Raw genomic sequence first — 24,366 nt, forward strand, 5'->3', positions numbered from 1 at the left:
ATATAAAGTCATTTTATATCTTGTTGTAAGCCTTGAGCGAACGCAATAATCTTTGGCCTAAATTTATCTTTAGCAAAAAACAATAAATCAACTAAATTTGTTTATCAAGATAGTTTTTCATTCATAAGGTAATTTTTCTTATAGAAATTTTTTTTAAGTTCTTTAATAATAAAAGCAAATCTTTCTTAATTGCATCAATGGCTTCTTTATACTTTTCAAGTTCAGCTATAAGCTTTCTTATCAAATTATATTGACTTTCAATTTCTTAAGAAAAGAATTTTTCAAAAAAAAAAAAAAAGAGGGTTTTATCCCTCTAAGTTAGATCGACTGTCAATCATATGACAGATTAATTACTAATTCGAGGCTGCTGCAATTTGTTTATGGACGGAGAGAAATTCTTGATCTGTTAAAACTGGAGTCACTTCAATTTCTACGCCAAAATTATCGACCCAGATATTACACCATTTCCAAATGTTCTGATGGTTTGAAGATTCAATTATTGCCCAACCATTAGCTCCTTCAGGATTTACAACTCGATTAACAACTTTAAACCCATCAAATTCATCACCTTCACATCCTGCTTCCACAAAACCCGCGAAAGCTTCAGCCCCTTGCATATGACTTTCTTGATCTGGAAATTGCCAGTGTAAGAGGTATGATTGCATAATAAAATTTTATTTTTTTAAATATTAATTATCAAATTAAAAAATTAAATAAAAAATCTTTAAATACTAATCAAAAAAGTAATTAAGAGTAAATAGCGAAAATAAGCAAAAAAAAAGACTCTTACGAGCCTAGGTGATGGGGATTTCTATCATGACAAATTAAATAAAAACAAACAACCCCATCAATAGGTGATTTTTATTACTTACAAACACCATATGTAGTGCTAGGATTTTACAAAAGGCTGGGTGATGGGGATTATCCCGCTTTTTTTTAATTAGGGCGAAGCTAACGCCCTTTTTTTTATGGAAAAATTCACTTTAATCAATCAGGAAAGATCGAGGATTAAAGTATTTTAAACTTTTGAAAACAGTTCAAAGCCCTCTTCTATCATTAATGCAATTTGGATTTCTTATAGTTATGTTTATAAGCGATCAATTAATCCATTAATAAAACGCTCTAGGGTTTAATCATTGAAGAATCGAGAAAGGATATTAAAAAATTATTGGAGGATGGATGGGGAAACTTATAGATTCAATAGTAATAAAATATTGAATAGGCACTTTACCTAAAATTTGACCTTATTAAAAAATAACTGCTCGATAAGCTTCAGAGTGGAGGAATATTTATGAGAAAAGACATTTATTCGAATATTAAAGATTCAGAGGCTTTGCAAAGTTTTTTCGAATTCATAACTTTAATATCAGTAGTTAGGGAGTTGATTGCACAACAGCATGTTATGTAAGACATTTAGAACCAAAAAATATTGATTACCTTTTAATGTTTTTATAAGCAAAGCTGATCGATAATTGTTATATTTCGTTAATGATACTTCCACCTACTCAAGTTGTTTTTGGTCTATTGCTTTTTTCGATAGCAGTAGTGCTTATTTGGGATATTAGATACAATCCTTTTGGAGAGAAAGAAGATGAAATTTAATCTTTAACTAGGAAGCTGATTTGTTGGTGGTGCATGAAATTTCCTTTTCTTTCTTTTGAATCTTTTGTAAGCAAATAAAAAGCCTAATACTAATAATGGAAATATTATAGAGTTAATCATTTTAATTACTTTTATATATATAGAAGCAGATTTGGATTATAAATCAATGATCAAAATTAATTGCCTAAAAAAAGTATATATTTGCCCATTTCTTAATTTTCAGATTGAATGTTAAATATTCAAAGCCTGCAAGCAATAACAAACCAACCGCACAACAATTTAACTCTTCAAAATAGGTATGGCTACTTTTTCCTATTTCTCATTTGATATTGCAGGATAGCTTTTAAGTGTTGTACTTCTTTTTCTAAAGTATCAATTCTTTTTTCTAATTCTTTATTAGTAGCCATATTATTTGGGAGTAAAAAACCTTGATTTTTATATTATTAAAAAAGGGAACTTATTAACAATGACTTATTATAAATAAGTATTAGGACCTATTGATAAGGATAATTTCTCCAGATATTTTAGGCAAAATATAAGTTTGGGGGATTTATGAGTGGAGATTATGAGACACTAGAAATCAATCAACCAAAAATCTCATATTTTCAGAAAAGATCAGAAGATAATACAGAATGGTTAAATGATTTAATTAATAAAATTGAAGATATGAAAAACAACATATCCAAAGCTGCTTCAAAAAAAGAGAGCAAAAGGATTTAGATAAATTTGTAAAAGAGAATAGCTACAATGTCGAGCTAAAAGATGTATATTTAAGAGAAATTTATACGAAATAAAGAATATAAATGAGATCAAAATTTTTCCTCAATACAAATATTTAAGTTGAAGAGATGCATATTATTCTTAGAAAATTAAAATTTTTTATTTTTTTCTTTTTCTTAAATTTAAATTTCAATTTTTTTTTACATGCCCATATGAGAGGCATATTTTCTTATGAACAAGACGCTGCAAAAAGATCCTTAGAACTTGGTTGCGAAGGTACACATAAGAATCAAGATAAATGGCTCCCATGCGAAAACGAGAAAGAATTGCATAAGTACTTAAGAAAATAAATGAAAAAATTGAAATCAAGAGACAGGGAAATACATAGAAAAGTAGCTTCAATATCTGCAATCCCTCTACTAGTTACTATTGTATCTGGGACTATCTATAGTTTTCTTCAACCCTTAGGAATAGATGCTTTTTGGTTGATCAAATGGCACACAGGGAATTTTGGGATGATAAATTTGCAGCCTTTTTATTCAATATTTCTTGGTATTGCATCTATAATTTCACTAATATTTGGCATTAAACTTTTAAAAAGAAACTATTAAGTTAGGTTTAAAATATTTTAAGAATTTATTTATTTAATATTATTTGCTCCACCGCTTACTAAGAAAATAATAACTCCAAGTGCCATAGTGGCTACCCCCATATAAGGCTATTTTTTATTCTTGATTTAGTAATTGGAAGCTATTAAAAATAATGTTCATATTTATTTAGTTCATCTTCTTTTTTCTAGATGGCGAATCCAACTCTTTACTTCTTTTAGCCCCGACCATAATCTTTAAATCCATTAATAATCAAATATAAAAAATTAATTTCTACTATTGCGAGTCAATATTAGTTAAAAAAACCTCATAAAAAAGAGATTATTTACAATTTATTTAGCCTTCTTCAAATATAGATTCTTTGTATTTGCCTGATCTGATGTAAACAACAAAATCAGTATGGTTCCAACTAAAAATGAAAAAATCATCGTTAAACCTAAAACTTCCACCACTTCATTAGGTAGATAATTTACAAACATAATAAATAGATCACTTACATTAAACCTAGCAATTGTATTTATTATGTAAAGTAAATATTCTTCTTTAAATTTCGCAAGAAACTTAGAAAGGATTCCAAATCTTTATCAAATTTTTATTAGGTTTGAATAATATTTTTGCTCTTATACAATTTTCTTACTTAGCTATTCCTATTTTCTTAAGCAACTTCAGGTAAGGTAAAGCCCAATTCCCAAAGGTAAAAGATATTGTCGTATTTCTTGTGCTTGGAAATAATGTTTTAAAACATCGAGAAGCTATTTTTGAGAATAGTTTGAGAGTTTTTGCTTCTAAAGAATTGATATACAATTTTTTTTGAACACCTCTTTCTTTCTTCTGAGGCAAATAATTTTCTACAAACCATAAGAATTGATCTAACTTTGATTTGTTGGGTGAGTCTTTAAATTGTTTAGATTTAACTTGAAACATGTTTATTTAGCTCTTAACTCCTTAATTAAATTTGCCATTTATATATTGAAGGCAATAGTAAAAAAATCAATCTTAGGTTCTTTTAATAATTAGGCTTCAGGAGTAATGACTTATTCAGATTTCTTAAAAAAAGATATCTTAAAAAAGAGAGGGTAGAAACCCTCTCTTTTTGATCAGTCATAAAATAAGAATTTAGTTTTTAGAATCTTTGAATTTCATTTCTTTTTGTGCTTGCCAGATTCTTTCTTCAAAGACTGATCTTCTATATGGAGTAACTCTTCCATTTTTAGTTGCCAAAAGCTGTGCTTCATAAAGCCTATTGGCTCTGTTAATTTTTTCTCTTATTTGTAAGAGGTTATTCATGGTATTATGCAGTTAATGAGAATCCCGTTCCCTATTCCCATGTCATGCGTCCAGATATATAAAATTGGATGAACGTCTATAAAGAATAACATCTCCAAAGAATTTATGCGAGAGTAATTTTTACTAATTTTTTATAAGCCCAAAATAGTAATGAATGTAAAAATTAATCTCTTTTATTTTAAGTTTTTAATTTAAAAATTATCCTAAACTTAAATTCAAAAATTATGAGTTTCAGAAAAATTTTAAGAATCAATTTTTTAATAGATTTTTTTCTATATCAAGTAGATTAGGATAAGAAGATTGTCTGGGAACCATCATTATTATCTTTTACCAATATTTGTTTATCTGGAAAAATTTCTGATAATATTCTTTTCAAATTAGAATTATCTGAAGGAATTATATTATTCATATTGTTTGAATTAATTCTCCAATTTTCATCTACAAATAGTTCTTTAGCATCATTATTTTTTTTTTCAATGGAAGCGGCATTTAGAATATTAAGTAACAATTCAGAATTATAATCTCTTTCATTTTTAGAGTTCTCTTTGAAGTTTTCAATCATTCTTAAGAAAGCTTATGTTTCTAAATCTTGATAGAAAATTTTTGTGAATACAAGGTATTAATTACCTAAAAATTTCTAAAAAAAAAAAAAAAAAAAGGGTTAATTATAATCTTTTTCATGGCAAAAACTTAATATTAAAAATTGCTAGAGAACGATAATAAATAAAGATGAACAAATCATTTACACCTTTTATTAACTTGTTAATTTTCAAATAAGAGATAATTAAAGTAATGCCAAGAGTAATCAACAAAAAAATCAGATTTTTGAGATGGTTGAACTCCGGAATGATATTACCTTTTCTCTTTATGGCAACTACTTCCACTATCCTTCTTTATGTTTTTTTATTTATTCTTATAAAATAGTTTCTTAATTTATGCAGCTAAGTTTTCCTCTAATTTTGTCCTGATAATCGCAGCTTTTTTTAATAAACTAACTACTTCTTTTCTTCCAACGGCTTGATCAGCTTGACGCATTATTTCAGCATATTTTTTATTTATTTTTTTCATAAAAGTTTTATATTAAACCAAAATTACAACAAGTTCAGAGGGTGTCAATCGTAAATAATTCTCATATTTGTATATTTCTGTATATTTATTCGAGCACTTGATTCTCTTTAAATTGATAATTCCAAATAAGCGTAAAAAATTTAAATCCATCGAGAAATTCTTATTAAATTAACAAAATGTTATTACTAAGCAATCTTAAAGGATTTAAAAACATAAATTAATCCTCCTATTAGGATCAGTATTGCAGCTCCATAAAAAAGAAAAGGAATAATTGGATATTTATATAATGTAGACCTAACTTTTTGTTGTATGGCTTTCTTATCGAGTTGAGGCACCTTTATATCTTTAGTTTTTTCTCTCGGTGGAATTCCTAGATTTTTTCTTCTTTTTGCTTCTCCCATAATTAATACTGAGGCATACCAATACATTTTAAATAATTATTATCAGCTAGATCTAAAATCAGATCCCATTCTTCAAGAGATATTCCTAAAGGATTTTTAAAATCTTTTTCAAATTTGTTCATACATCTTTTTTCAATATTTTCTAAAGAATTATAATTTAGTAAAAAATTAATACTCAAATACGAAAATGAGAAAAAAGCTATTAATATCCAAATAATTCTTAACCTATTCATATCCAAGAAGATTCTTCCATAGTTGAAAAATCAACTTTGTGACTTTTGATCCACTCACTATTTGCTTGGACAAACTTTTGAATATTTCCTTCCGGAGCCTGGTGTATACATATCACTTTTTTGGGATCATCCATACAGAGACCTCTAAAAAGGGGCTTAATATCAAATTCGGAATGTCTTCTTTGTGCTTCTTGGCTATCAAAAATTTTTACCCATTCTTCAAATGTACTTTCAATTCTAAAAGAAATTACAGTGGTTATGATTCTAGACATAAAATACAAGTAAATTATTATTAATTCTACAATTTATATTAAAAATCTCAATTATTAAAACCAACTAATTTTTAAAAACAAGGTATTTGAAAAAATATGAAGCCAAAATTTTTAAATAAGTTAATTAATTGTAATCCTGTAAAAGCTATATTATTTACCAATTAAATACTATATTAATAGAAACAAATTAGTTATCAGTAAATAATATCTAATTAAAAGGTGAAGTATTATTCGTAGGAGCTATTAATAGTATTTCAAAAAGTATTCCAGTTAAGGCAATTGGTAAAACCCAAATACCAATAAATCTATGATCAAAAAATCTCAAATGATCTTCACCCTTGAAAACGTTTTGTAAAGCAGTAAATAGAGTTTCTGGTTGCTTATAGGATGGACCATTTTCAGAAGGAGAATATGGCTTAACAAATGCGGATGCATTATAAAACTTCGCAATCTTTCGAATAAAGTAAATTGGTAAAACCCATATAGCAACAAATCTTCCTCCTAACCATTGCCTCGCATTAGGAAGGGAATATTCTTTTATAGATTTATTATCTGGCATTCCAGACTCTAAATCTTTATAGATATTTTCTAAGGAATTATTATTAGATTTATTAATCATTAAGTTTGCCGATGTAATTTATTAAATTCTAATATAATAATTTATCTAAAAGTTAAATAATTAATAAAAATATTCTTAACTACAAAAATAACTAAAACGTAGTTAAGAATATTTTCTTTGGCTAGGTTCATAAAGACGGATTGTAAACCGTTGCAGATTCGCCAAACATCTACATATTATTTATAAATAAAAAACTATTTTTTTTAAAGTAAATAATATACACAATAGTGAATAAATTTTAATACAGAATTCTGATTTAATATTTGAACTTCTTTAAAAATATTTAAACCTCATTTTCTAAGATTGCGAAAAAGAAAATGAGGTTAAAGGGAGGTTCTCATTACAAACCGTACTTATCAAAGCTAGCGGCTAGTAGATTTCCCTAACATCTACTTCTATATATATATAATGATTTTATAAATTTAGAAAGATTAATTTTATACAAATAAGTGTTTGATATTTTATGTAATTAAATTATTTAGGAAAAGCTGATTAATGAGCTAACTAAGCTAATTGAAAGATGAAAAAAAGCATAAAGAGAAACTGCAAAAAATAAATACTGTTCTATTGGGATCATGACAATGTATTAATTAAGAATAGATAAATTTAGATTAATGTTTTGGTAAAAAGATATTTTCTAAAATAAAATTATTTTCTAATGATTCATTTTTAGGAGTCATTTTTTTTGACAAATTATCATTATTTGAATTAAAAGCACCCCATTTTCTCAACCAAAATAATGTATAGAAAAAGGCAATAATGAAAGGGGAGCCAACAATTAAGTATCTTATATCCATCACAGCCCTTACTAGTAAGCTTTAAATTGCATCGCTAAAATAGCTCCTAAAAAGAAAACAGTGGGAATTCCTAAAGCATTTACAGCTGCAGTTCTTACAGTAAATACTGGGTAACCTTCTGCTGGTCTACCAGTATCAGGAACTATTGCAGAATCTTCCCATACTTGATAGTTTTTGAAAGGAGCTACTCCCTTCTTGGGCAATCCTAGTGGAGTTAATCTAAATACATCCCATTTGCCTAACCAAAATACTGTGAAAATCCATGCAAATACTATTGGGGTAATAACTAGTACAACTCTGAAATCCATTTCTATAAAGTAATAATTAATTTTCTAATTATTTTGCCTGTTTTAAATTAATTATTTATTAAATCATTAACTTATATTTAAACAAAACTACTTAAATAACATTATTTCTAATCATTAATCACAATCAATCATGACTAATTTACTTATTTAAAGTATATTTTTTAAAATTTAGATATTTGGATATTTTGGTTGATGTAGATTTAAAAAATAAATAATTGAGCAAAATTTTAATGGATAATTTTAGATTTTTACTCTTTGGTATAGCAGGTGTAAGCGTGGTTTTTTGGGTAGCAGTAATAGCGTTGTGGCATACTTATATGTTTCCAAAATTCTTTAATGAAGATAAAGGTTTAAATTCTATTATCAATGAAGAAACAAATGCTTCAACAGCACCGATTTTAGGTAGTTTGGTTAGCAACAGCAATTTCAAAAGCAGAGACAAATATTCAATGAAAAATTTAGTTGTGGCTGATTTTTCATCCACAAATAATAATTTCAAACTAAATAAACTCTATACAACAGTAATGATTGGAGTTACATTTGCAAGTTTTATTTATCTTACTTATGGACTAAGTAGCTCATTTACTACTGTAAGTTAAATGGAATCAATATATGTAATTATTTTTTTAATTTGTTTTGTTTATTTTGTTTTTGACTCAATAAACAATACTATTATTAAATAGATTGCTAATGTTTCTCACCCTTTAATAAGATTTTTCTTCTTATATAAAAAAAGATTAATGTCGTTATTATCATCACTGGTGGATGAAATGAAATTGAATTCAGATATTCGTAATAACTAAAGTCTTCCAATTAATTAAAATCAATTTTTAAAACTATATCCTACATTTGTATCTTTAATTGATATAAATAAACCAACCTCATGTATAAAATGTTAATTTAATTTTTCATATTTCATTGCAACTATTAGATCAAGCATATTAATCAATATATTAATGTTTATAACTTTGCTTTTTTTTATTAAGAAATCAAAGAAAAATAAAAGATAGTTGTGTGACTTTATAATTTTAGTATTCCTTTATCTATAAATTATCAAATGATAAGTTCAATTAATTTAAGTCAAATACCTATTCAGGATTTAGTTGTATCAGGGATAATAATTTTTATTATGTCAACAATTATTGCCAACCTTTATAACCCATTATTAGGAATTACTTACGCACTTGGAAATATACTAACTCTTACTTTTTTGAGTTGGTTATATCATGATACTTGGAGTGATCAAAGTAAGTAAATTAATCTAATTTATAAAAATAAGCTAATGCTACTTTTGTGGTTTTAAATTTGATGAATATTTTAATTTCACAATGTATGTTGCCACAAGCGATAGGATCATAAAAAATAATAAGCTTTCCAGAGTAGATTGAGGCATAACCATAATTAATTACAAAATTATATATCTCTAAAGAAACTAATTCTGAAGAAAAATCAACCCTTTAATTATTTTTTGTTTTCAAATTAATAAATTTAATGAGTATAAATAAAAGCTTCCTGATGAAAGTATCTTAATTATTGACAATTAAACATTTCCAACGCCAAAGAATGAATTTGCAATAAACAATAAACTAAATAAAGTGAGGAAAAACAACCCTATCCAACAAATTGTTTTAAGAAACAATCCATATCTATTTTGAATTGGGACTAGATTGCTATTGATAGTATCCATTGCCATCCATGCAAATAAAGGGGCGGTAAGGAAACTTCCAGTCATTGCAGCAAATACAAAATCTTTTACACCTATACCTCCAGACCTTGCAATTATCAAGGCTATAAAGGAAGCAAGAATATGCACAATCATCCACCTCTGAAATCTAATTCGCTCAGTTCTAGAATTCAAGTGACCAATATCAGTACCACTTAATAAACCTTGAATAGCAGAAATACTTCTTGGATATGCATCTAAACAAGTAATTGTGGTACTAAACATTGCGGCAAATGCTGCAGGTATAATTATCCATTTGGACCAATCGCCAATGGATTTAGTGTAAAGGAGTATTAACTTTTGAGCAAAAGATACTCCGCTCCCAGAAAGCAATCCATCGCCAGTGCCATACATAGTTATAGCCCCAAGAGTAAGGAAGAAAACCGCTGTAACCACTGTTATTAAATAGCCAAGATTAAAATCAAATTCTGCCTCACTGATACTTGGTGTATAGTTTGAATCTTTTGCTCGAGAAAACATCCATAAGGAAGGCCAAACGCATAACTCTACTGGGCAAGGCATCCATCCCATTAAAGGGATCAAAAAAGCTAAATTTGTTAACTTCCATGGGCTTATTTCTGGCTCAAAAAAACTAATATTTAGAGACTCATTTATTGAACCTTTTAATAAAAGCGATAAAACTGCAAATAATGTTAAAAAAGTTAGTAGAGCTACTAAAAATTTTGAGATTCTATCGAGAGCTTTATATTTTCCAAGAATTAAAATCATTCCAGAAACGCCCAGGATTCCTATAGACAAATCCATCGCTGGGAAAGCAGAGAAGATCGGGATATTTGTTAAAAGAACACCAGAAATAAAACTTACAGCAGCTATAGTAAAAGTACCTGTAATTAGACTAACTATTAGAAATAAAGGAAGATAATTAGAATTCCTCTCTTTGAAACCTTCTAATAAAGATTTGCCAGTAGATGCTGTAAATCTAGTCCCAACCAATAAGAAAGGATATTTTAAAAGATTAGTAAGAAGGATTAGGCCTACTAATGAGAATCCAAACCTCGCACCAGCGGTAGTTGATGACAACAAATGTGAGCCACCAATAGCCGCCCCAGCCAGCAAAATACCTGGACCTAAACTTTTTTGTATTCCTTTTGTTAAATTCATGTTTTTAGTTGAATCATTTAATGTACTTTTTTAGCCCTTCTAAATTTATTTTTTAATACTCTTTTTTTTACTGCAATATCAGATATTGAATATGAAATAAAAAGTATAATTAGTAATCCTATTTGCACCTTCATAAGATATCTTGAAAATATTCTTTTATTAAATATTTATTTTATAATCAACCTCTTTTTTCCATAAGATTCTTAAAAACCTTTCAAGAATATCTAGTTTTTTATTATCAAACTTTCTAAGTTTCTGATTTTCATGTTTTTGCATAAATTATTACTCAGTTAATCCAAATTTAAATGGAGTTAAAAAAAACACAATAAGCAAAACTTCTTAAAACCTTTAAAATTCATTGTGATTTGGTTTTTTCTTAATTTGATAAATATTTTTCTGCCCTCCTTAAGGCTTTTATTGCTCCTTTATAATCAAGATTTCTTAACTTTTCCTTACTTTTATCTTCTAACATTTTTACTATTTCATTTATCTTTATTTCATCAATTTTCAGCTTATGATCGAATATAAGATCGAATTTTGAGGAATATAATCTAGATAATTCCTCTTTATATTTCTCAATAGTTTTTTCATCACAAGATTTAGATTTTAATATTGCATTGGCCTTCATTTTGTCATCTATAGCTCCTTTGAAATTACCTTGCTTAAATTTCTTTTCACTTGATCTAGTAAGCTTTATAAGATTTTCCAATATCAATTCATCAAAATCTTCCATTTTTTTCTAACCTTTAATTAATCCTATCAGCACAAATCAAAAACAACTCATTATTTTAATACTCAAATAACTTAATAATTAACCAATAACAAGTCCTTTTTCAAGAAGCAAATCGAAAACCTCTACACTTTTTGTTTTACCTGATTTAGGAGGCCTATGTAAATCTAATATTTCAGCAAGACACATAATCCAAAAAGTATCTTTTTTTAAATTAAGCCCTTCACAAATATGGGAGGGAGCGGATTTAAAACAGCCAAATTCTGATGATATATTAATATTCATGATTTGAGTTTCAAGTTCCAAGCTTAAGAGTTCTATTTCTTGCTCAGAAAGGGATGTCCCAAATGAATATGATTCAATTAAAAGTTGATAATTCATAAAAAGTTTTTTTATGATCTCCAGCGAGTTATTTTTGTTTCATCAAAAATCTTTCCTGAAGCATCAGCTATAGGTTTTGTTTTAGGATTCATAAAAATATCGTATAGAACATTTTCTGGTCCTTAAAAAATTACAGTCGGTCTTTGAGGATCATCTAATGATTTACCAATATAAAATGTTTTAACTCCCATTTCTTTAAACATCGTCTGCTGTTCCTTAGCATTCATATATGATTCATATTATTCAAAGTATTACTCAATTGAAAATCTAGAATAGTCGTTTATATAGCCATAGGTATAATAAGGTATTTTTAGATTCTAGATCTTTTTTTTTTAAATAATTTAAGAAAAATTAGTTTTTATTAAGCAAAGTATTAACTAATTTTTGTTTATGAGTTATAAATCAACTATAAAAATCGATTTTAATTTTGGACTCAAAAATTTCTCAAAGAGAACAATGGTCTAGTAAGCTGGGATTCATTCTTGCAGCTGCTGGTAGCGCAGTAGGTCTTGGTAACCTTTGGGGTTTTGCCTACAGATCCTCTCAAGGTGGAGGAGCAGCTTTTGTACTTTTATATATATTGATCGTTTTAATTGTATGCCTTCCGGTATTAGTTGCTGAGTTAGCTTTAGGAAAGAATTCGATGGTAAGTTCATTACTTGCACCAGTAAAGTTAGCTGGGAAAAATTGGTATCCATTAGGAATTCTTTTCTTCATAGCTCCTATAGGAATTCTTTCTTATTACTCTGTGATAATGGGTTGGGCGGCTGATACTTTTTTTCATTCTTTATTTTTTGGATTACCAAAGGATCTCAGTGAAGCAGAAAAATTTTTTGGTTCTTTAAGTTCCGGTAGCAGTGTTCTTTTAGGACATTCGTTAAGTCTTGTTTTAACAGCTTTAATAGTTTCATCAGGAGTAAAAAGAGGTATAGAAAAAATAACTAAAAACTTTATGCCTATACTTTTCATAATTCTATTTGTACTTACTATTTGGGCAGCCTCTCTTCCCGGAGCATGGGAAGGTTATAAAACATTTTTATTTAAGTTTGATTTTGATCAATTAAAAAACCCTCAAACAATACGAAATGCCTTTAGCCAAGCCTTCTTCTCATTAAGTTTGGGTATCGGAATAATGGTAGCTTATGGTTCCTACTTAAGTAAAAAGAGTAATTTACCTAAACTTAGTTTTGGAGTTGCTTCTTTAGATACTCTAGTAGGATTAATGGCTGGACTTATTACTTTCCCAATATTTCTAACTTTTGGTTTAAGCGATTCAATATCAGCATCACCAATTGGAGCATTATTCATATCAATCCCTACTGGGCTAGGTGCGGCAGGAATACTAGGCAGAATTGTGGGTATTGCATTTTTTGGATTAGTTTATATCGCAGCGATTACCTCTTCAGTTTCATTATTAGAAGTCCCTGTTTCCTCTTTGATGGACAAATTAGGATTTGATAGAAACAAATCAGTTTGGCTCATAACTATTTTTGTTTTTATATTAGGAATTCCATCAGCCTTAGATACGGACATTCTTGGGACTTTTGATTCAGTATGTAATGTATTACTTATCTTTGGTGGATTCTTAGTTACTTTCTTTATGGGCTGGGTTGTACCAAAGAAATTAGACTCAGAAATTGACGTTTCAAAAGTTGGAATTAAAACATTTCTATATTTAAAATTTATGACTAAATGGATATGCCCACCTCTCATTGCTTTTGGTTTACTTATTAGTATCTTTGATTTATTAAAAGGCTGGGTAAGTTAAAAAACATGCAAAGTATTTAAACTTTTACTTACAATATACTTCGGAAATAAGGGGGTGGTGTATGAGTAGATCAAGAAATTAAATGGTTGATTTTTAAATTATTTTTAAGCATCTTAAAATAAATATTAATGGATAAAGTAAGTATTTACAATGGTTTTTGGTTGAAAAATTGATGTAATGGTAAAGTTTTTTTTATTTATAAAGCCTAAAAACTTTTTCTTAAAAAATGTTTTACTGCGATACCTTTTTTTTAAATAAATATTAAATTTTAACTTCTATTTAATCTCAAAAGTATCTGCAAAAACCATCCCTAATAGAATCTATATAAAATACCTTTAAGTGTTTAATTTATAGAAATTACAACGCAATCAAGAATAGATAACAAATTTGATGTCAACCAAATCTGATTCATTAAAAGTAAAGCTTACAGAAAATTTTTCTGAATTTTCTCAACTATCTGACTATTCTTTTATGAATTCTCTTAAAGCAGATCCTCAATCAACAAAAGATGGAAATGATCATAAGCCGCGTTCAGTATATTCAGGTCATTACGTACCAGTTCTACCAACTGCTATTCCAGAACCAGAATATATCTCCCATAGCAAGAAACTTTTTAAAGAACTAGGACTAAGCTCAGATCTTACTAGAGACCAAAAATTTTGTCGTTTTTTCTCAGGCGATATTTCTGTTGCTGATTATCCAATGAGTCCTGTTGGTTGGGCAACAGGTTATGCATTATCAATTTACGGGACTGAATATACCCAACAATGTCCATTTGGAACTGGTAATGGTTATGGAGATGGCAGAGCAATTTCTGTTTTTGAAGGTTTATTCAATATGAAAAGAATGGAGATGCAACTAAAAGGTGGAGGCCCAACTCCCTACTGTAGAGGGGCAGATGGTAGGGCTGTCTTGCGATCTAGTGTTCGAGAATTTCTTGCACAGGAATTAATGGATGCTTTGGGAATCCCAACTTCAAGATCTTTAACACTTTATGTCTCACGTTCAGAAAGAGTTAGAAGGCCATGGTATTCCAAAGGGTCCAAGTATTTTGAACCTGACATCATGATTGATAATCAAACGGCAATTACTACTAGGGTTGCACCATCTTTTTTACGTGTTGGCCAGATTGAACTTTTTGCAAGACGAGTTCGCAATAATGCTCATGATGAGGCCCTTAATGAACTAAAGATGATTGTTCAACATCTTATTGATAGAAACTATAAAGATGAAATTGAATATGAGATTTCACTTGAAAGTAAGGTAATAAAACTGGCTTCTTTATATAGATCGAGACTTATATCTCTCATGGCTAACTGGATGCGAGTTGGTTATTGCCAAGGCAACTTTAATAGTGATAATTGTGCCGCTGGAGGTTACACCTTAGACTATGGACCCTTTGGATTCTGTGAATTATTTGATCCAAGATTTCAACCATGGACAGGAGGAGGTGAACATTTCTCATTTTTTAACCAACCTTCTGCTGCAGCAATAAACTTTAAAACATTCTGTTCTTCTCTTAGCCCCTTACTTTCAGAAAGCAAACAAGATCAAGAAAAGTTAGATCAAGTCGAAAAGGATTTTTCAGAATTGATGAACAAAGAGTTGAAGAAAATGTGGGCAAAAAAACTTGGTTTAGAGCAATACAACGGAACTCTTATTAATGAATTTTTTAATCTTATGGTCATTTCAAAAGCAGACTATACAATATTGTTCCGTAAACTCTCTGACATACCTAATAACTTAGATTCTTTAAAAGACAGTTTCTATTTACCAATTAATGATGAGCTCAAGATTAAATGGGAAGTCTGGCTTAAAAACTGGCAATCAATCTTGAAGAATGAGGTAGATTTTAAAGCAAAGTCAGCTTCAATGAAATCTCTTAACCCAGTTTATACATGGCGAGAATGGATGATCGTCCCTGCATATGAAGATGCCGAGAAAGGAAATTACACAAAAATAAAAGAGTTACAGGAAGTTTTTAGCAATCCATATATAGAACAACCCTTAGAAATAGATCAAAAATATAATCGTCTAAGGCCAAGCCAATATTTTAACTATGGAGGAGTATCTCATTACAGCTGTTCTTCATAAAGATTGAATCCTCAAAGTACAGATTGAAAACCTTAGAGAAATCTTATTTATTTTTTATATAACTTTTCTAATTGCTTAATTTCCTCTCTTAGATCCTTACCTCTCTTATTAAATTTATTATTTTTATTTATTATTGGGATAATCCACCAAGCTTGAAGACCTAAAAAGATAAATATTAGAATCAATAATTCAAAAGTACCAGGCTGCATTTGATAAATAAACCTTCTATGTCAATAACATTATTCTAAAAGTTATTAAGCATTCATCAGATACTCAATATTTCTAGGCTGCCTCTAATTCAATATTAAGTTCAATACCCTTTGAAATGATTGCTTCTTTAAATTCAATAAGTTTGAAAATTATTCTTTGTTTCTCCTGATCAGTTTTATAGATATCTTCTATAACTTCCTGAATAGCAAGTGTTACTTTTTGCAGTTTAATTTCTAAATCTTCCCTGTAATTCATAAGCTTAAAGAAATTGTCTTTTTTATTAAAAAACAAAATAATCATTAGTAAATAAGTACTTAACCTTAAATGGATTAACAGAATCAGCTCACAATTATGGATAAGGAATCCTTTTAAGAAAACGCATAGAAAAGCAGCTATTTAACCTATGATGTAACGTATTTGGTACAAAAATGTAATATATATCTTGAAAATAACTTTATTTCTACCTATTACTTTACAATTGTTAATAATAGTGTTACATTAGTTAACAATTACATAATTCCAATGGTTAATTCAAGCGTTACTACTGAATCAGGTGGCAGACAGAATATGTTTCCTACTGAGACACGTCCTTACATAGATAAGTCTGTTTCATACGACAGCTACCCACAAAATGCTGAAAAAGTTAATGGTCGTTGGGCAATGATCGGTCTTGTTGCATTATTAGGTGCTTACATCTCAACTGGACAAGTTATTCCTGGCATTTTTTAATGAGTCCACTTTCAGGTTTCTTAGCCGTAATTGTATTCTTTACAGCCATCCTCGTTGCTTATCTAACCAAGCAATTCCAAAACGAAAATTTAAACTATTCATCTCCTAATCAAATGAAAAACACAAACACAAACACAAACACAAACACAAAAGTCAAAACAATCGAGAAAGAAAAAGTTGTTGCTGAAACTCTTAACGGCAGATTCGCAATGCTTGGATTAATTGCTGCTGTTGGAGCATATCTAACAACAGGTCAAATAATTCCTGGTTTCGTTTAAAACTTACTATTTAATAAACCTATAACTCAGAAAAAATGGAAAATTCAAAAACAACTTATTGGCAAAACGCCGAGAGAACTAATGGAAGAATGGCAATGATGGGCTTATTTGCATTGGTTGTAAACTATGGCTTTTTCGGCTGGATTATCCCAGGAATTTTTTAAAATGAATTTAGGCTTACTTTTTCTTAAAGTAAATACTTTAGTTTCTTAAAGTAAATACTTTAGGCGTAATAACTACTTCTGAACTTGATTGGATAACTAACCATCAATCTGAATTTTCAAGATTAGAGATGGCTTTAGTTATTAAAATTGGTCGTCTTATGGATACTGGAGTGGTGGAAATCGATAATAGATTGCCTATTTAAATTTTAAAAATTGGTCGTCATGAGTGTTTGTCAATAGGGATACTGACAAGCACTTTTTTATTAGCTAAAAACAATCTCTAAATTACCTAATTCTTACATGAAAATTTTAAGTAAGCTAAAAGGTTTTAACTGATTTATTTTTTAATAACTACATAAAAATGTTTTTTTGTTTATCTTTTTAAACCACCTCTTTTTATCCATAGGAACCATGTGACCCAAATAGGGGGGAGTAATCTGATTAAAAAAGAAATTTTATATATATAAAATGGGGCATTTTCACTTTGAAATAAATTTATCATAAAAGAAGATATTGTTACCCAGAGTAAAATTATTAATATATTTGCTCCCAACAAAGCGAACTTATTTTGTTTGAATATTTTTGGCATAAGGCGAATTTTTTATATTCTTAATTTAAAATAATCTTGGGAAATTATCTATACATTTTCAAAAAAACTTCAAATTTAAAATCCATATCCAAATAAAAAAAATACTAAATTTTAATCCCTCTCCAAATAACATTCCAAAAGCAATAGGAGGCGAAAATATAAAAAAAAGAATAGAGAATAAACTAAATAAAGCAAATGATCCTCTTAGAAAAAAATTCTTTCTTTTTGTTCTTCTTAGATTTTTTAAGGTATTCCACTCCCATTCGATAAACCTATAGAACTTTTCTGATAATAAAAATAAATACTTCATTAATATTATTAATTTCTATCGGCTATTACTATTTATAAAATTAATTGCTCCTGTTAGCAATAAACTTTATCCCCTTCTTCAGAAAGATAGTAAATTCTATTTTCTGAACTTACAAAAAAAGTTAATCCCTTATATTGTGATCTTTTAAATTTATCTAATCTAAGTTTGTGTAAATCCCAGTTATCAGTACTTATATCAGGATTAAATTCTTGTTCTTTTAAGAAAGGTACATAAGTTGGACTAATTTTTGTTTTTTTGGCTAACCTTTTGTTTAGTTTTGAATAAAAAAATAATAAAAATAAAAGTACAAATAAAAGAATTAATAATATATTTGTCATAGTCAATTTTTCTAGTTTGAAAAACTTTATTTTGGAGAATCAAGAACCTTTCACAATAAATTTTTTAGTAAGTAAAAAATCCTATTTTTATATTCTTGTATTTTTGAATACTTATCAAGGGTTTACTTAAATCAGATTATAAAGTGAGTCGCATTTTCAACATGACTCAAAATTCTATGAATACTCCTTATGCAAAAAGAGTAGCTGAAAAATTTAGAGAGGCTCAAAACTATTTAAAAACTAACGGTTTTAGTAGATCAACTAAACATTTACTGGAAGATATTGAAAATTCTGTTGAAAAATAATGCAAATACCTCTCACTTAACGTAATTACAATATGGCTATGATGATGGCTTTACAACCATTGTTTTTGGGTAAATAGGAAGTTGCTTAGGATGTATCTTAATTTTATTAATTACATTTTTTGAATTTAAATTCAAAAAGCAAAATATTAAGCCTTAAAAGACTAATTAAACATTAAATAAGAACTCCATTACATCACCTTCTTTAACAACATATTCCTTACCTTCACTTCTTAAAAGACCTTTAGTTTTTGCATTGGCAATTGAACCTGAATTAATTAAATTTTGATATGAAATGGTTTGAGCTCTTATAAATCCTTTTTCAAAATCAGTATGAATTACTCCTGCTGCTTGTGGCGCAGTCATCCCATTTTTTATGGTCCATGCTTTTGTCTCCTTTTCTCCAGTAGTGAAATAAGTTTTTAATCCCAATAATTTATATGTTGATCTAATTAAAGAACTTAATCCCCCTTCTTCTACTCCTAAACCCATAAGGTAGTCTTTTTTATCTTCTGGTTCTAACTCTATTAATTCAGATTCAACTTGTGCTGATATTTTTATACATTCTGTATTTTCACTGCTTGCAAAACTCTGCACTTTTGATGAGAATTCATTACCTTCAGCTAAATCATTTTCATTCAAATTTGTTGCATAAATAATTGGTTTTGCAGTAAGGAAGCCTAATTGCTTAATTATTAAATTTTCTTCTTCGCTAAGAGATATTGATCTAACTGAAAGTCCTTTCTGTAGCCCTTCTTCAATTTTTTCTAGTAAGGTATCTTCTTTTGCTGCCTCTTTACTAGTTCTAACCTGTTTTTTAATTCTTTCTCTTCTTTTTTGGAGTTGGGATAAGTCAGCTAAATTCAATTCTAGATTAATTATCTCAATGTCATCTAAAGGATCTACCTTTCCGGAAACATGAATCACATCACTATCTTCAAAGCACCTTACAACATGAACTATTGCATCAACCTCCCTAATATTTGATAAAAATTTATTCCCTAAGCCTTCGCCTTTACTGGCTCCTTTTACTAATCCTGCAATATCTACAAATTCAATTTTTGTTGGGATAATGTTTTGACTAGAACTTAAATCTCCTAGCTCTTGCAACCTTTGATCAGGGACTGAAACGATGCCTTTATTAGGTTCTATAGTACAAAAGGGGAAATTAGCCGCTTGTGCTTTAGCATTTTCTACAAGTGCATTAAATAAAGTTGATTTTCCAACATTTGGCAATCCAATAATACCGGCTTTTAACATTTGAAAAAATTTATGGAAAAATTATCAAGAAAACATCTTCTAGTAATATAGTATTTACTTAACCAATCTTGGATAAGTTAATTATAATCGTTTTGATTATTTATTTAGTTTCTAAATATTCTCTATTGCTATTTTAAAAAGAAATGTTTGATTTAATAAAAAAAAATATAAATCTAAGAAGTGGAATTATATTAATTTCTTTAACTATATTTTTTATTTTTATAACCAATTCCTTCAAAAAAAATAAGTCAAAAGATATTTCTGATTTTGTAGTTCAAGTTGAGAAAGGGATCCTCTCAGATTCAATTAACACTAGTGGTGAAGTAAAAGCAATCAGAACAAGCAATATTGGACCTAGGAAGCAAGGCGTAATAAAAGAAATCAAAGTAGAGGAGGGAGATCTTGTGAAAAAAGATCAGGTTTTAGCTTCTCTTGATGATGAAGACTTCATATATAAAATTGAAGAGCTTCAATTAAATTTAGAAAAACAAAAATCTGAGTTTTTAAGAAGGGAATACTTATATCAAGAAGGTGCAGTAAGCAAAGAAGATTATGAAAGTTATAAAAATAACTACAACATTAGTAGCGCGAAGCTTAATGATGCAAAAGCTGAAAAAAGTTTCTACTTAATTAAAGCTCCTTATGGAGGAAAGATAACTGCAAAATATGCGGAGATAGGATCTTATGTCACCCCAAGTACAAATTTAAGTTCAGACTCTAAAACTAAAAACTTTATTTTTGAACTATCAGAGGGTCTAGAAATTGTTGCCAAAGTTCCTGAGAGTGACATTGGCAGAATAAGAATAGGCCAAGAAGCCTCAGTAAGAATTGAGGCTTATCCCTCGAAAAAATATAGTGCAATAGTTAAAAAAATAGCTACAAGAGCTGTAAAGGATAATAATGTAACCTCATTCGAAGTAACTTTAAATTTTAAAGATATTTCTGAAGAAATAAAAATTGGAATGACTGCTGATCTTGAATTTAGAGTTGAAGGTAAAGAAGAAAAAATCCTAGTGCCAACGGTTTCTATTGTCACAGAAAAAGGTGAAAAAGGAATTTTGAAAGTTGATAAAAACAATTCTCCCAAATTTGAAAAAATCGAAATTGGTATTAGTAGTGGAAATAAAACTTCAGTAATTGATGGATTAGAACCTGGAGAACAAATCTTTATTGATATTCCACCTTGGGCTAAGAAGAGAAAATGAGTTTAAAATCTGAAAACTCTAAAAAACCAATTTTACTTTTAGTCGATGGCCACTCACTTGCTTTTAGAAGTTATTACGCATATAGTAGAAGTTTTGAAATTCTTGTAACAGCGAATTTAAAATTAAAAAGTGAAATCAAGGAAGGTCTTGCCGGAGAATTAATAATTGAGAATCCGGATGAAAAGAAATTTAATGTTCAAATAAATAAAATATACTCAAGAGATTTAAACTATGAAGATATAAGTTATTTCTATCCAGAAAATTCAAGCGAGAAAGATAAATTCTTTCAATTTACCCTTAAGTTTTCACCATCTTTATCAAAAGATGATGAAAAGCAATTAAGAAAAGCAATAAATATAAGTTTAGATTTACAAAATAATAATTTTGAATTTTATGCTGAACTTGTTCCTGCTAATAGATTAACCACCGACTCTGGGATCCCTACAAATATTACCTATGGATTCCTGAAAAGCCTTTTAGAGAATTGCAAAAAACATTCTCCTCAAGGTGTTTGTATAGCATTTGATACTAAAGAACTTACATTCAGACAGGAACTTGACCCATCATATAAAGCAAATAGGGGAGCACCTCCAAGTATTTTTTTAGAGGATATAAAGAGGTTAGAAAATATTCTTAGAAGTCAATTAAACCTGCCTATATTTAAACTTCCAGGTTTTGAAGCTGATGATATTCTTGGAACAATATCTCAAAAAGCATCAAAAGATAATTGGCACATCAAAATTCTTTCAGGAGATAAAGATCTATTTCAATTGGTTGATTCAAAAAAAGATATTTATGTCTTATATATGGGAAGTGGTGGTCCATTTGCAAAAAGTTCTGAGCCAATTCTTATGAATGAAGATGGTGTTTTAGATAAATTAGGAGTTGTACCTGAGAAAGTAGTTGATCTAAAAGCATTAATGGGAGATAGTTCAGATAATATTCCAGGAGTTAAAGGAATTGGTCCAAAAACAGCCATTAATTTATTAAGTGAAAATAATGATTTGGAGTGTATATTTGAAACCCTAGATGAAATAAATTTAGGTACAAAAACTAATTATAATGGTTTCATAAAAGGTTCAGTCTTAAAGAAATTGGAGAATGGTAGAGATTCTGCTTATAAATCTCAATTACTAGCCACTATCAAAACTAACCTCCAAATAGAAAATGATAATTATTTTTTATCTGAAGTAGATTCGGATAATTTGATAGCCAAACTAAAGGAATTAGAACTTAATTCTCTTGTAAAACAAATAGATAAATTCAATTCAACCTTCAGTGAAGGTGGTTTTCAAAAAAATGATCAGAATAAAGAAGAGGAAAAAGAATCAAAAATCTCAAAAAAAGTTGAATTAGAAAATAGTGAAAATAAAATCCCTAAAATCAAAGTAAATATTATTAATGATCATAAATTACTTGATAAATTAGTTAAAAGACTAGACAAGACGAATGGGATAGTTTCTTTAGATACAGAGACTAATAGTTTAAATCCAATCGATGCGGAACTTATTGGGATAGGATTATGTCTTGGAGAAGAAATTGATGATTTATTTTATATACCTCTTGGTCATCAAACAAAACAAGAGACTCCCAATCAATTATCAATTGAAGATGTTTTCTCAAAACTAAGAACTTGGATAGAAGATCCAAAAAAAGAAAAGGCACTCCAGAATTCTAAATTTGATAGGCAAATATTTTTTAATCATGGACTCGATCTTAAAGGGGTAACCTTTGACACCCTAATAGCAGACTACCTTCTAAATAATCAGGAGAAGCATGGGTTAAGTGAAATTAGTTTTAGATTATTTGGATTTAAGCCCCCTTCATTTAAGGAAACAGTTGGAAAAAATAAAGACTTTTCATTTGTTGATATTGATGAAGCAAGTATTTACTGCGGTTATGATGTATTTCTAACTTTTAAGATTGTCAAAATTTTCAAAGAAAGATTTTCAACAGAAAAAGATAAATTAATCAAATTGTTCGAAGAAATCGAGCTTCCTTTAGAGCCGGTATTGTCACAAATGGAGATGAATGGGATCATAATTGATGTCTCTTATTTAGAGGAACTTTCAAAAGAGTTAAAAAGCACATTAGAAAATATTGAAGCTAAAGTTTATGAACTGGCAGAAGAAATTTTTAATTTGTCCTCACCAAAACAACTTGGTGAAATTTTATTTGAGAAGTTATCTCTAGACAAAAGGAAATCAAGAAAAACAAAGACCGGATGGAGTACAGATGCAGTAGTTCTTGAAAAATTAGTCGACGAACACGAAATAATCCAACATTTAATAAAACATAGAACTCTTAGCAAATTACTTAGTACTTATATTGATGCACTTCCAAATCTTATTAACGAAAAGACGGGAAGAGTTCATACAAACTTTAATCAGGCAGCTACTTCTACTGGAAGACTAAGCAGTAGCAATCCTAATCTTCAAAATATCCCAGTCAGAACTGAGTTTAGTAGGAGGATAAGGAAAGCCTTCTTACCGGAAAAAGGCTGGAAACTAATATCAGCTGATTATTCACAAATAGAATTAAGAATACTTGCTCACTTAGCAAATGAAGAAATACTAATTAATGCATTCCAACAAAATGATGATATTCATTCTTTAACTGCAAGACTAATTTTTGAGAAAGAAGAAATATCAGCTGACCAGAGGAGGGTTGGTAAAACGATAAATTTTGGAATTATTTATGGAATGGGGCCTAGAAAACTAGCTCGATCAACAGGAGTAAGTACGGAAGAAGCAAAAGATTTTCTAATAAAATATAAAAAAAGATACGCAAAAGTTTTTACATTTTTAGAACTTCAACAGCGTCTTTCCCTTTCCAAAGGCTATGTAGAAACTATTTTTGGAAGGAAAAGGGAATTCAAATTTGATAAAAATGGATTAGGTAGATTATTAGGGAAAGATCCATATGAAATAGATTTACAAAGTGCTAGGAAAGCTGGAATGGAAGCCCTATCATTATTAGCTGCCGCAAATGCACCTATTCAAGGTTCAAGTGCAGACATTATTAAAGTAGCCATGGTTCAACTTAATAGGAAATTTATAGAAATGAGCGTCCCAGCAAAAATGCTTTTACAAGTACATGATGAATTATTATTTGAGGCTGAACCAAATTCTTTAGAAGAAATAACTAAATTAATTAAGGAAACAATGGAAGGTTGTGTAAAATTGAGTGTGCCTCTTGTAGTTGATATTGGAATTGGAGACAATTGGATGGAGACAAAATAACCCTTA

At 28.8% G+C, this 24,366-nt stretch carries 27 protein-coding genes and 2 pseudogenes; 13 read left to right on the forward strand and 16 right to left on the reverse strand.

Going from position 1 to position 24,366, the window contains the following annotated elements; genetic code table 11:
* Positions 1–353: 353 nt before the first annotated feature.
* Complete coding sequence (locus tag EU92_RS08030; protein WP_032512866.1) at positions 354–665, reverse strand: DUF3303 domain-containing protein; 312 nt, start codon at positions 663–665, stop codon at positions 354–356.
* 1,489 nt (positions 666–2,154) lie between these two features.
* Between EU92_RS08030 and EU92_RS09755 the strand changes: the two genes are divergently transcribed.
* The 3 genes from EU92_RS09755 to EU92_RS08020 all read left to right on the forward strand — a co-directional run bounded on the left by EU92_RS09755 (position 2,155) and on the right by EU92_RS08020 (position 2,933).
* Positions 2,155–2,322: a hypothetical protein gene (locus EU92_RS09755; protein WP_193741711.1), complete on the forward strand. Its 168-nt coding sequence runs from the start codon at positions 2,155–2,157 to the stop codon at positions 2,320–2,322.
* Between the two features lie 212 nt (positions 2,323–2,534).
* On the forward strand, positions 2,535–2,672 hold the full coding sequence (locus EU92_RS08025; protein WP_032512944.1) for a DUF3721 domain-containing protein: 138 nt from the start codon (positions 2,535–2,537) through the stop codon (positions 2,670–2,672).
* Positions 2,673–2,933 (forward strand): hypothetical protein, encoded by a 261-nt coding sequence (locus EU92_RS08020; RefSeq protein WP_032512867.1) that lies wholly within the window; start codon positions 2,673–2,675, stop codon positions 2,931–2,933.
* A gap of 630 nt (positions 2,934–3,563) precedes the next feature.
* Here EU92_RS08020 and EU92_RS08015 read toward each other — a convergent pair.
* From EU92_RS08015 to psbF, 7 genes are all read right to left on the reverse strand, one after another.
* Positions 3,564–3,854 (reverse strand): hypothetical protein, encoded by a 291-nt coding sequence (locus EU92_RS08015; RefSeq protein WP_032512868.1) that lies wholly within the window; start codon positions 3,852–3,854, stop codon positions 3,564–3,566.
* 192 nt (positions 3,855–4,046) lie between these two features.
* Complete coding sequence (locus tag EU92_RS09760) at positions 4,047–4,217, reverse strand: hypothetical protein (protein ID WP_193741712.1); 171 nt, start codon at positions 4,215–4,217, stop codon at positions 4,047–4,049.
* A gap of 286 nt (positions 4,218–4,503) precedes the next feature.
* Positions 4,504–4,779 (reverse strand): hypothetical protein, encoded by a 276-nt coding sequence (locus EU92_RS08010; protein WP_032512869.1) that lies wholly within the window; start codon positions 4,777–4,779, stop codon positions 4,504–4,506.
* 691 nt (positions 4,780–5,470) lie between these two features.
* Positions 5,471–5,686 carry a DUF2839 family protein gene (locus EU92_RS08005; protein WP_032512870.1) on the reverse strand — a complete coding sequence of 72 codons (216 nt, stop codon included), beginning with the start codon at positions 5,684–5,686 and terminating at the stop codon, positions 5,471–5,473.
* A 229-nt stretch (positions 5,687–5,915) separates the two neighbouring features.
* Positions 5,916–6,191: a DUF3764 family protein gene (locus EU92_RS08000; protein ID WP_032512872.1), complete on the reverse strand. Its 276-nt coding sequence runs from the start codon at positions 6,189–6,191 to the stop codon at positions 5,916–5,918.
* A 208-nt stretch (positions 6,192–6,399) separates the two neighbouring features.
* The gene (locus EU92_RS07995; RefSeq protein WP_032512874.1) at positions 6,400–6,810 is read right to left on the reverse strand and encodes a hypothetical protein; all 411 of its coding nucleotides are present in this window, start codon (positions 6,808–6,810) and stop codon (positions 6,400–6,402) included.
* Between the two features lie 808 nt (positions 6,811–7,618).
* A complete protein-coding gene (gene psbF, locus EU92_RS09440; protein ID WP_072013170.1) occupies positions 7,619–7,915 on the reverse strand; it encodes a cytochrome b559 subunit beta, long form in 297 nt (98 codons plus the stop codon).
* 230 nt (positions 7,916–8,145) lie between these two features.
* Between psbF and EU92_RS07985 the strand changes: the two genes are divergently transcribed.
* Together EU92_RS07985 and EU92_RS07980 are read left to right on the forward strand one after the other, a co-directional pair.
* Positions 8,146–8,514: a hypothetical protein gene (locus EU92_RS07985; RefSeq protein ID WP_032512876.1), complete on the forward strand. Its 369-nt coding sequence runs from the start codon at positions 8,146–8,148 to the stop codon at positions 8,512–8,514.
* A 458-nt stretch (positions 8,515–8,972) separates the two neighbouring features.
* Positions 8,973–9,170: a hypothetical protein gene (locus EU92_RS07980; RefSeq protein ID WP_032512877.1), complete on the forward strand. Its 198-nt coding sequence runs from the start codon at positions 8,973–8,975 to the stop codon at positions 9,168–9,170.
* Between the two features lie 285 nt (positions 9,171–9,455).
* Here EU92_RS07980 and EU92_RS07975 read toward each other — a convergent pair whose 3' ends face one another.
* The 4 genes and pseudogenes from EU92_RS07975 to EU92_RS0108710 form a co-directional block, all read right to left on the reverse strand.
* A complete protein-coding gene (locus EU92_RS07975) occupies positions 9,456–10,760 on the reverse strand; it encodes an NRAMP family divalent metal transporter (protein ID WP_032512879.1) in 1,305 nt (434 codons plus the stop codon).
* Between the two features lie 376 nt (positions 10,761–11,136).
* Entirely contained in the window at positions 11,137–11,493 is a 357-nt protein-coding gene (locus tag EU92_RS07970; protein WP_032512880.1) for a hypothetical protein, read from the reverse strand.
* A 78-nt stretch (positions 11,494–11,571) separates the two neighbouring features.
* Positions 11,572–11,871: a hypothetical protein gene (locus tag EU92_RS07965; protein ID WP_032523391.1), complete on the reverse strand. Its 300-nt coding sequence runs from the start codon at positions 11,869–11,871 to the stop codon at positions 11,572–11,574.
* Between the two features lie 11 nt (positions 11,872–11,882).
* Positions 11,883–12,145 (reverse strand): annotated as a pseudogene (locus tag EU92_RS0108710) (DUF3764 family protein).
* A gap of 153 nt (positions 12,146–12,298) precedes the next feature.
* On the opposite strand from EU92_RS0108710, the gene EU92_RS07960 reads away from it, so the two are divergent.
* Positions 12,299–13,639, forward strand: a complete 1,341-nt coding sequence (locus EU92_RS07960; RefSeq protein ID WP_032512883.1) for a sodium-dependent transporter — start codon at positions 12,299–12,301, stop codon at positions 13,637–13,639.
* A 390-nt stretch (positions 13,640–14,029) separates the two neighbouring features.
* Positions 14,030–15,733 carry a protein adenylyltransferase SelO family protein gene (locus EU92_RS07955; protein WP_032512884.1) on the forward strand — a complete coding sequence of 568 codons (1,704 nt, stop codon included), beginning with the start codon at positions 14,030–14,032 and terminating at the stop codon, positions 15,731–15,733.
* Between the two features lie 47 nt (positions 15,734–15,780).
* Here EU92_RS07955 and EU92_RS09765 read toward each other — a convergent pair whose 3' ends face one another.
* Together EU92_RS09765 and EU92_RS0108715 are read right to left on the reverse strand one after the other, a co-directional pair.
* Entirely contained in the window at positions 15,781–15,942 is a 162-nt protein-coding gene (locus tag EU92_RS09765; protein ID WP_193741713.1) for a hypothetical protein, read from the reverse strand.
* 73 nt (positions 15,943–16,015) lie between these two features.
* Complete coding sequence (locus tag EU92_RS0108715) at positions 16,016–16,198, reverse strand: hypothetical protein (protein WP_032512946.1); 183 nt, start codon at positions 16,196–16,198, stop codon at positions 16,016–16,018.
* 267 nt (positions 16,199–16,465) lie between these two features.
* Here EU92_RS0108715 and EU92_RS0108720 point away from each other — a divergent pair, with 267 nt between their 5' ends.
* From EU92_RS0108720 to EU92_RS07945, 3 genes and pseudogenes are all read left to right on the forward strand, one after another.
* Positions 16,466–16,672 (forward strand): high light inducible protein, encoded by a 207-nt coding sequence (locus EU92_RS0108720; RefSeq protein ID WP_032512947.1) that lies wholly within the window; start codon positions 16,466–16,468, stop codon positions 16,670–16,672.
* Positions 16,672–16,950 carry a chlorophyll a/b-binding protein gene (locus EU92_RS07950; protein ID WP_032523504.1) on the forward strand — a complete coding sequence of 93 codons (279 nt, stop codon included), beginning with the start codon at positions 16,672–16,674 and terminating at the stop codon, positions 16,948–16,950. Before EU92_RS0108720 ends, EU92_RS07950 begins: the two co-directional genes overlap by 1 nt.
* A 23-nt stretch (positions 16,951–16,973) precedes the next feature.
* Positions 16,974–17,114 (forward strand): annotated as a pseudogene (locus tag EU92_RS07945) (chlorophyll a/b-binding protein); the annotation flags it as partial.
* Between the two features lie 952 nt (positions 17,115–18,066).
* On the opposite strand, the gene EU92_RS07930 reads toward EU92_RS07945, so the two are convergent.
* Positions 18,067–18,351: a hypothetical protein gene (locus EU92_RS07930; protein ID WP_032512889.1), complete on the reverse strand. Its 285-nt coding sequence runs from the start codon at positions 18,349–18,351 to the stop codon at positions 18,067–18,069.
* Positions 18,352–18,512: 161 nt separating this feature from the next.
* Between EU92_RS07930 and EU92_RS09770 the strand changes: the two genes are divergently transcribed.
* Complete coding sequence (locus tag EU92_RS09770; protein WP_011863263.1) at positions 18,513–18,656, forward strand: hypothetical protein; 144 nt, start codon at positions 18,513–18,515, stop codon at positions 18,654–18,656.
* Between the two features lie 165 nt (positions 18,657–18,821).
* On the opposite strand, the gene ychF is transcribed toward EU92_RS09770, so the two are convergent.
* Positions 18,822–19,913 carry a redox-regulated ATPase YchF gene (ychF, locus tag EU92_RS07925; protein WP_032512890.1) on the reverse strand — a complete coding sequence of 364 codons (1,092 nt, stop codon included), beginning with the start codon at positions 19,911–19,913 and terminating at the stop codon, positions 18,822–18,824.
* Positions 19,914–20,056: 143 nt separating this feature from the next.
* On the opposite strand from ychF, the gene EU92_RS07920 reads away from it, so the two are divergent.
* Together EU92_RS07920 and polA are read left to right on the forward strand one after the other, a co-directional pair.
* Positions 20,057–21,118 carry an efflux RND transporter periplasmic adaptor subunit gene (locus EU92_RS07920; protein ID WP_032512891.1) on the forward strand — a complete coding sequence of 354 codons (1,062 nt, stop codon included), beginning with the start codon at positions 20,057–20,059 and terminating at the stop codon, positions 21,116–21,118.
* Entirely contained in the window at positions 21,115–24,360 is a 3,246-nt protein-coding gene (gene polA / locus EU92_RS07915) for a DNA polymerase I (protein WP_080726891.1), read from the forward strand. Before EU92_RS07920 ends, polA begins: the two co-directional genes overlap by 4 nt.
* The last annotated feature ends 6 nt before the right edge of the window (positions 24,361–24,366 follow it).

Origin of the sequence: Prochlorococcus marinus str. MIT 9107 (genome assembly GCF_000759855.1) — a bacterium.
In the GTDB taxonomy this organism is placed as follows: domain Bacteria; phylum Cyanobacteriota; class Cyanobacteriia; order PCC-6307; family Cyanobiaceae; genus Prochlorococcus_A; species Prochlorococcus_A marinus_N.

Bases quoted from the DNA above. Each gene is read 5' to 3' on its own strand.
- EU92_RS08030 (WP_032512866.1), bottom strand. From the start codon at position 665: ATGCAATCATACCTCTTACACTGGCAATTTCCAGATCAAGAAAGTCAT.
- EU92_RS09755 (WP_193741711.1), top strand. From the start codon at position 2,155: ATGAGTGGAGATTATGAGACACTAGAAATCAATCAACCAAAAATCTCA.
- EU92_RS08025 (WP_032512944.1), top strand. From the start codon at position 2,535: ATGAGAGGCATATTTTCTTATGAACAAGACGCTGCAAAAAGATCCTTA.
- EU92_RS08020 (WP_032512867.1), top strand. From the start codon at position 2,673: ATGAAAAAATTGAAATCAAGAGACAGGGAAATACATAGAAAAGTAGCT.
- EU92_RS08015 (WP_032512868.1), bottom strand. From the start codon at position 3,854: ATGTTTCAAGTTAAATCTAAACAATTTAAAGACTCACCCAACAAATCA.
- EU92_RS09760 (WP_193741712.1), bottom strand. From the start codon at position 4,217: ATGAATAACCTCTTACAAATAAGAGAAAAAATTAACAGAGCCAATAGG.
- EU92_RS08010 (WP_032512869.1), bottom strand. From the start codon at position 4,779: ATGATTGAAAACTTCAAAGAGAACTCTAAAAATGAAAGAGATTATAAT.
- EU92_RS08005 (WP_032512870.1), bottom strand. From the start codon at position 5,686: ATGGGAGAAGCAAAAAGAAGAAAAAATCTAGGAATTCCACCGAGAGAA.
- EU92_RS08000 (WP_032512872.1), bottom strand. From the start codon at position 6,191: ATGTCTAGAATCATAACCACTGTAATTTCTTTTAGAATTGAAAGTACA.
- EU92_RS07995 (WP_032512874.1), bottom strand. From the start codon at position 6,810: ATGATTAATAAATCTAATAATAATTCCTTAGAAAATATCTATAAAGAT.
- psbF (WP_072013170.1), bottom strand. From the start codon at position 7,915: ATGGATTTCAGAGTTGTACTAGTTATTACCCCAATAGTATTTGCATGG.
- EU92_RS07985 (WP_032512876.1), top strand. From the start codon at position 8,146: ATGGATAATTTTAGATTTTTACTCTTTGGTATAGCAGGTGTAAGCGTG.
- EU92_RS07980 (WP_032512877.1), top strand. From the start codon at position 8,973: ATGATAAGTTCAATTAATTTAAGTCAAATACCTATTCAGGATTTAGTT.
- EU92_RS07975 (WP_032512879.1), bottom strand. From the start codon at position 10,760: ATGAATTTAACAAAAGGAATACAAAAAAGTTTAGGTCCAGGTATTTTG.
- EU92_RS07970 (WP_032512880.1), bottom strand. From the start codon at position 11,493: ATGGAAGATTTTGATGAATTGATATTGGAAAATCTTATAAAGCTTACT.
- EU92_RS07965 (WP_032523391.1), bottom strand. From the start codon at position 11,871: ATGAATTATCAACTTTTAATTGAATCATATTCATTTGGGACATCCCTT.
- EU92_RS07955 (WP_032512884.1), top strand. From the start codon at position 14,030: ATGTCAACCAAATCTGATTCATTAAAAGTAAAGCTTACAGAAAATTTT.
- EU92_RS09765 (WP_193741713.1), bottom strand. From the start codon at position 15,942: ATGCAGCCTGGTACTTTTGAATTATTGATTCTAATATTTATCTTTTTA.
- EU92_RS0108715 (WP_032512946.1), bottom strand. From the start codon at position 16,198: ATGAATTACAGGGAAGATTTAGAAATTAAACTGCAAAAAGTAACACTT.
- EU92_RS0108720 (WP_032512947.1), top strand. From the start codon at position 16,466: ATGGTTAATTCAAGCGTTACTACTGAATCAGGTGGCAGACAGAATATG.
- EU92_RS07950 (WP_032523504.1), top strand. From the start codon at position 16,672: ATGAGTCCACTTTCAGGTTTCTTAGCCGTAATTGTATTCTTTACAGCC.
- EU92_RS07930 (WP_032512889.1), bottom strand. From the start codon at position 18,351: ATGACAAATATATTATTAATTCTTTTATTTGTACTTTTATTTTTATTA.
- EU92_RS09770 (WP_011863263.1), top strand. From the start codon at position 18,513: ATGACTCAAAATTCTATGAATACTCCTTATGCAAAAAGAGTAGCTGAA.
- ychF (WP_032512890.1), bottom strand. From the start codon at position 19,913: ATGTTAAAAGCCGGTATTATTGGATTGCCAAATGTTGGAAAATCAACT.
- EU92_RS07920 (WP_032512891.1), top strand. From the start codon at position 20,057: ATGTTTGATTTAATAAAAAAAAATATAAATCTAAGAAGTGGAATTATA.
- polA (WP_080726891.1), top strand. From the start codon at position 21,115: ATGAGTTTAAAATCTGAAAACTCTAAAAAACCAATTTTACTTTTAGTC.